The 3,836-nt window shown below is 70.8% G+C and carries 5 protein-coding genes; 3 read left to right on the top strand and 2 right to left on the bottom strand.

Annotated features, from left to right (window positions below; translation table 11 throughout):
* Nucleotides 1–203: 203 nt before the first annotated feature.
* Entirely contained in the window at nt 204–1,148 is a 945-nt protein-coding gene (locus tag PLL68_RS12970; protein ID WP_324534725.1) for a hypothetical protein, read from the top strand.
* A 135-nt stretch (nt 1,149–1,283) separates the two neighbouring features.
* On the top strand, nt 1,284–1,820 hold the full coding sequence (locus PLL68_RS12965; RefSeq protein WP_324534723.1) for a MaoC family dehydratase: 537 nt from the start codon (nt 1,284–1,286) through the stop codon (nt 1,818–1,820).
* Nucleotides 1,821–1,846: 26 nt separating this feature from the next.
* Here the strand turns inward: PLL68_RS12965 and PLL68_RS12960 are convergent, their stop codons facing one another.
* Entirely contained in the window at nt 1,847–2,923 is a 1,077-nt protein-coding gene (locus PLL68_RS12960) for a hypothetical protein (RefSeq protein ID WP_324534721.1), read from the bottom strand.
* Nucleotides 2,920–3,435 carry a SigE family RNA polymerase sigma factor gene (locus tag PLL68_RS12955; RefSeq protein ID WP_324534719.1) on the bottom strand — a complete coding sequence of 172 codons (516 nt, stop codon included), beginning with the start codon at nt 3,433–3,435 and terminating at the stop codon, nt 2,920–2,922. Before PLL68_RS12955 ends, PLL68_RS12960 begins: the two co-directional genes overlap by 4 nt.
* A gap of 96 nt (nt 3,436–3,531) precedes the next feature.
* On the opposite strand from PLL68_RS12955, the gene PLL68_RS12950 reads away from it, so the two are divergent.
* On the top strand, nt 3,532–3,836 hold a 305-nt coding region (locus PLL68_RS12950), incomplete at its 3' end, for a PHP domain-containing protein (protein WP_324534717.1).

Here is a 3,836-nt window from a genome sequence, read left to right as displayed (position 1 = left end):
CGTCGTGCCCTGGTCGACCGCGCCGATGAAGTCCGCCATGGCGGAAGCCTAGTCGCGCAGGGCGGACGATCCGAGACGCCATCGTGGCGGGGTTGTCCGCCCGTGACGTGTGCACAGGGGCGTCACGGGTCGACAACCCCGTCGAGGCCGTCGCCTGTGGATGACCGAGCGTCCCATCCGCCGCGAATCGGGACGATAGGGGCATGGACGACAGGCTCACAGCGGTGGCTGGCTCCCGGGGCGGGGTGTTCACGAGCGCCATGGCGGCGGTCGTCGATGTGGACGACGGTGCTCTGGCCCGCGGGCGGCGCAGTCAGGAGGTGGTCCGTGTCCGCCGGGACGCCTACGTTCTGGGGGAGCTCTGGTCCGCGGCGACGCCCGAGCAGCGCCTCATGCTGCGGACCCGAGCCGTGCTCGCGGCGCGGCCCGAAGACATCGCCAGCCACCAGTCGGCCCTCGCGCTGCACGGCCTGCCGCTCCACGGCGTCGACCTCGTCACCGTCGACGTCCTGTCGGCTGTATCCAGGGTGCGCCTGGCCTCGGGGCTGCGCACCCACGCCCGACCTGCGGACCAGCCTCACGTGGTCGCCGACGGTTACCGGTGTGTCGACATCGCGACGGGGATCGCGCAAGTGCTCGTGAGGTCGGGCGTCGGTGCTGCCATGGTGCCCCTCGACGCGGCGCTGCATGCCGGCCAGTGCACCCTCGGCGAGATGGCGCTCGCCCTCGACGACCGATGCTCCTCCCGTCGGCTGCGGGCCCGTGGTGACCAGCTCCTGAGCCGCGCCGACCCGCAGTCCGAGTCCGTCGGAGAGACGAGGACGCGACTGATGCTCACCGACCACGGACTGGCGGTACGTAGCCAGGTGCCCATCTGCGATGCGTCCGGCACTCTCGTCGGCCGGGTGGACTTCCTCGTCGGCGACCACGTCATCGTCGAGTTCGACGGAGCCGTGAAGTACGAGGGGGCACAGGGGCGTTCGGCGCTGGTGGCCGAGAAGCGTCGCGAAGACGCACTCCGCGCGCTGGGGTACGTCGTGGTGCGCGTGACCTGGTCAGACCTGGCCAGCCCGACCCGGGTGATCTCGCAGATCCGCAGGGCGCTGGCGGGGTTGTCCACTCGTGACGGGCATGTGTTCACGCCTTGAGCGGACAACCGCGCCATCCGCGGTGGCGAGGAGGACGGCCCGGGCAGCGTGAGCAACGGCACGCCCACCAACGCTGTCGGATGCTGTGCGCTCACGCGAGGATGGGCGCCTCACGTCGAGCGAAGGAGACTTTCGGTGCAGTTCGGGCGCAGTTACGAGGAGTTCGAGGTCGGGGCGACGTACAAGCACTGGCCCGGCAAGACGGTCACCGAGTACGACGACCACCTGTTCTGCCTGCTCACGATGAACCACCATCCCCTGCACCTGGACACCAACTACGCGCAGGAGACCACGCAGTTCGGTCAGAACGTCGTCGTCGGCAACTACGTGTACTCGATCCTGCTCGGCATGTCGGTGCCCGACATCAGCGGCAAGGCGATCGCCAACCTCGAGATCGAGAGCCTGCGCCACGTGGCGCCGACGTTCCACGGCGACACCCTCTACGGCGAGACCACCGTGCTCGACAAGTGGGAGAGCACGAGCAAGGACGACCGCGGTGTGGTCCACGTGGAGACCATCGGCTACAAGCAGGACGGCACGATCGTGTGCATCTTCCGGCGCAAGGTCATGGTGCCCAAGGAGAACTACCTGCAGGCGCGCGGCGGTGAGCAACCCGGCCGCCCCACACCGGTCCCGGACAAGAACTGGCCGGGACCGGCGTCCCCCGCCTGACGCGCCACCCTCCCCGGACTTCACAACTAGCTGACCGGCCCCCCGCCCGGGCTGCCGTCGGCGTTGGTCCAGGTCACGCTGTCCACCCCGGTCCCCGCGGCAGGGCTGGTCACCGACAGGTGGGCCACGACCAGCGTGTCCTGCGTGGAACTCCCGCGATGGGTTTCGCTCGACCTCAGCGTCGCACCCTCGGCTGCCGTGACACCGACCTCGTCGACACCGGGGGGAAGCACCAGGAGGACGGTCGTCTCAAGCGTGTCCGTGCCGTCCATCTGGCTGCCGGTCATGATCGTCGGGATTCCGCGCTCAGGAAGCGCGGCGACGGATGAGGAGCCGTCGTCGAAGATGCCCAACACACCCTGATCGCGATCCACGAACGCCAGCGCTGCTCCGTCACGCGCGCTGTGGACTTCGCTCCCGTCGGTGCGAAAGACCGCTGCGCCGTCGGTCCACAACACCCCGGAGAGCGGCGGCGGGCCACCGTTCTCCCCGCCGACCCAGACGGCGAAGGCCTGGTACGGGGTACCGGGCAGCGGTTGCAGGTCGTGGGTACCCGCGCCCTGGTCACCCGCCCAGAGGAAGATGACATCCTTCGCAGCCGCCGGCAGCACGCCGCGCTCCAGCCCCGGTGTGGTGGTCGGGACCCACATCGAGGCGCGAGGGTTGGTGGGCAGCGTCGCACTCCGCACGTCCGACGTGCGACCGTCCTGCCCCAGGGTCGAGCTCGAGAGGGTCCTGCGTCCCATGTCGACCGCGACCTCCACGCTCGGCTGCTCGTCGGCGGGCCCCCAGGCATTCTCGACCGAGCCGCTACGGGTCAGGTCGGCGGTGACTTCTCCGACGCCCGACGTCGTGGCAGACGTGGTCCCCGCGGGCAGGGACGATTCATCGGCCCCCGGCCCCAGTGCCGTGACCCCCATGACGCCCGCGACACCGGCGACGCTCGCGGCGACGAGGCCGGCCGCCCAACGCCGACGCCGCAGCACGCGCCGGCCCAGCCCGATCACCCGGTCGGCGTCCGGCTCCAGGCAGCCCGGCCCGGCGGCATCCGCGGTGTCGCGCAGCAGGTCGCGCAGGGTGTCCTCGAACGTGTCCGTGCTCATCGCACGACTCCTTCACTGGTGGTGCTGGCCAGCTCGGCCCGCAGGGTTGCCAGGCCGCGCGAGGCAGCCGACTTCACCGACCCGACGGAGATGTTGAGTGCGTCGGCCGTGGCTTGTTCGGACAGGTCGACGTAGTAGCGCAGCACGACGACCCGGCGTTGCTGGTCGGGGAGGCGGGCGAGGAGGCGCACCACGGCATCCCGCTCGTCGGTGACGGACTCCGGCCCGGGTGACGTGGTCTCCGGCACCGCGGCGAGAGCCACCTCGGCCCCGTGCCGGCGCCAGCGGTCGGTGCGCTCGTTCACCAGGACCCGACGGGTGTACGCCAGCGCGCTGTCGGCGCGCACGCGCGGCCATGCGACGTAGGTGCGCACGAGGGCCGCCTGCACGAGGTCGTGGGCGGTGTGGTGGTCGCCGGTGAGCAGCCATGCCGTGCGCAGCAGCGACGGCGACGCCTGGTGGACGAATGCCGTGAACGCCGCGTCACGTTCGCTCTTGGTCGCGCTGCCCATCACACCCCCTCGAAGACGTTGTCACCCTGCACTACGCAGCGATCTGCGAAAAGGTTGCCTCACCGGGTGATCCCGGGGCGCCACTACGCTGGGCCGGTGCTCATCGACCTGCACACCCACTCGACCGCGAGCGACGGCACCGAGCCGCCCGCGGTCGTCGTGGCGCAGGCGGTCGCTGCCGGACTGGACGTCGTCGCGCTCACCGACCACGACACGACGCTGGGCTGGGAGGATGCCGCGGGTGCGGCGCGTCGCCACGGCATCCGTCTGGTTCCGGGCATCGAGGTCTCGTGCAGCCGGCACCACCAGAGCATCCACCTGCTGGCCTACCTCCCCGACCCGACCTACCCCGACCTCGTGGCCGAGCTGGAACGGGCGCTCCACAGCCGCGACACCAGGCT

Origin of the sequence: Ornithinibacter sp., from assembly GCF_035443565.1 — a bacterium.
Classification (GTDB): domain Bacteria; phylum Actinomycetota; class Actinomycetes; order Actinomycetales; family Dermatophilaceae; genus Fodinibacter.
The sequence above is the reverse complement of the archived record's forward strand: the minus strand, read 5'-3'. Positions and strand labels throughout refer to the sequence as shown.

Excerpts from the sequence above, each read along its gene's own strand:
- PLL68_RS12970 (WP_324534725.1), top strand. The coding sequence starts at position 204 with ATGGACGACAGGCTCACAGCGGTGGCTGGCTCCCGGGGCGGGGTGTTC.
- PLL68_RS12955 (WP_324534719.1), bottom strand. The coding sequence starts at position 3,435 with ATGGGCAGCGCGACCAAGAGCGAACGTGACGCGGCGTTCACGGCATTC.
- PLL68_RS12960 (WP_324534721.1), bottom strand. The coding sequence starts at position 2,923 with ATGAGCACGGACACGTTCGAGGACACCCTGCGCGACCTGCTGCGCGAC.